Origin of the sequence: Protofrankia sp. Cr1 (genome assembly GCF_963555865.1) — a bacterium.
Taxonomy (GTDB): domain Bacteria; phylum Actinomycetota; class Actinomycetes; order Frankiales; family Frankiaceae; genus Protofrankia.
Genome location: NZ_CAUVXO010000468.1, coordinates 1 through 1,830, shown reverse-complemented (window position 1 = coordinate 1,830; position 1,830 = coordinate 1). Strand labels below are relative to the sequence as shown.

General features: G+C 67.6%; 2 protein-coding genes. Both read left to right on the top strand.

Translation table 11 applies throughout. The annotated features are described in order from the left end of the window. Window positions 1–257: 257 nt before the first annotated feature. The gene (locus tag U9980_RS23850; protein ID WP_322769983.1) at window positions 258–782 is read left to right on the top strand and encodes a peptidylprolyl isomerase; all 525 of its coding nucleotides are present in this window, start codon (window positions 258–260) and stop codon (window positions 780–782) included. A 422-nt stretch (window positions 783–1,204) separates the two neighbouring features. After that, window positions 1,205–1,830 (top strand): rhomboid family intramembrane serine protease (locus U9980_RS23845; RefSeq protein ID WP_322769982.1); only part of this gene is annotated, 626 nt, incomplete at its 3' end.

Below are 1,830 nucleotides of genomic sequence, written 5' to 3'. Positions count from 1 at the left end.
CGCGGGAACGACGATCGCGCCGCCTTCGGCTGTGTCTACTGGGGCCTGCGGCGGCGCGGGAACGACGATCGCGCCGCCTTCGGCTGTGTCTACTGGGGCCTGCGGCGGCGCGGGAATGACGATCGCGCCGCCTTCGGTCGGGCCCCAGACGCATACGATCGGCGGAGTATCGAGACCACGGCGGTCGTTGGACCCGCGGTGCGACACCCGCGGCCACCAGCGATCAGCCACTACCGACACGACGGAAGAGAAGGCTCATGGCCGAGGAGCTGTACGCCACCCTGAAGACGACTCAGGGTGACGTTGAGATCTTGCTGTTCGAAAACCACGCGCCGAAGACGGTCGCGAACTTCGTTGGTCTCGCCACCGGCACGCGGGAGTGGACCGACCCGCGGACGGGCGAGAAGCAGACGACCCCCCTGTACGACGGAACGATCTTTCACCGGGTGATCCCGGATTTCATGATCCAAGGCGGTGACCCGTTGGGAAGCGGCCGCGGTGGCCCAGGCTACAAGTTTGCCGACGAGTTCCACCCGGATCTGCGTTTCTCCCGCCCGTATCTGCTCGCGATGGCGAATTCGGGTCCGGGTACCAACGGCTCCCAGTTCTTCATCACCGTGGCGCCGACGACGTGGCTGGACCGCAAGCACACGATCTTCGGTGAGGTAATGCGTGGCACTGAGATCGTGGACGCGATCAGCAAGGCGTCGACGGGTGCACAGGACCGCCCCGCCACCGACGTCGTGGTACGCCAGGTCGTCGTCGAACGTCGTCCGGTCTGAGTCGGCGCGGGGCACAGGTCGGGGCCGGCGTGACGAACTCACCGTGGTTGGAGCCGAACGGCGGGTCTGCCGCCTCGGCCGGCAAGCCCGTCGGTCCCGGTCAGCCGACCGGACAACCATCGGAGCCCGGCGGCTGGCGTCCCGTGGTCGGGCAGGCTGGTCCGGCGGATGGCTGGACGCCAACCGCCCAGCCCGCGGGCGGCCCGCCGGGACGCGGTAGCGAACATCCGATCGTCCCGCGCTGCTACCGACACCAGGATCGCGAGACGTACGTGTCCTGCCAGCGGTGCGGACGCGCGATCTGCCCCGACTGCATGCGTCCCGCGGACGTCGGGTTCCACTGCCCGGAAGATGCCGGCGCGCACGGCCGCCCCGCCGGTGGTTCCTCCCGGCGACCGGGTACCCGGCTTGGCGGACGGGCGGTGCAGGGACGTCCCGGGCTGGTCACCCTGGTGCTCATCGGGATGTGCGTGGCCGCGTACATCCTCCAGGGACTGCCGGGGCTCGGCGGCGGTGTGGACAACGCCTTCACCCGGGACTTTGCGCTCAACGGGCTGGCCATGGAGGTCAACGGCGAGTACTACCGGTTACTGACCGCCGCGTTCCTACACGCGAGCATCCTGCACATCCTGCTCAACATGTACGCGCTTTACCTGCTCGGATACCAGCTGGAGCAGATTCTCGGCCGGGTGCGCTACCTTGCGCTGTTTGTGGTGTGCGCCGTCGGTGGGAACACGCTCAGCTATTTGATCAATGGTTGGAGCACCTACTCGGTCGGGGCGTCCACCGCGGTGTTCGGGTTCTTCGCGGCCTACTACGTGATCGCCAGGCGGCTGCAGGCGGACACGTCGGCGATCCTCGTCGTCGTCGGCATCAATCTGATTATCAGTTTCGCTATCAGTGGGATCGACAAGTGGGGGCATATCGGCGGCCTCGTGACCGGTCTGGTGGTCGGCATGGTGTACGGCTACATCCCACCGCGTCGGGTCTGGCTGCAGACGCTTGCCGTGGGCGGCGTTCTCGCCGCACTGCTCGTAGCCGCGGTCGT

Coding starts and splice junctions, on each gene's coding strand:
- U9980_RS23850 (WP_322769983.1), top strand. CDS start 258: ATGGCCGAGGAGCTGTACGCCACCCTGAAGACGACTCAGGGTGACGTT.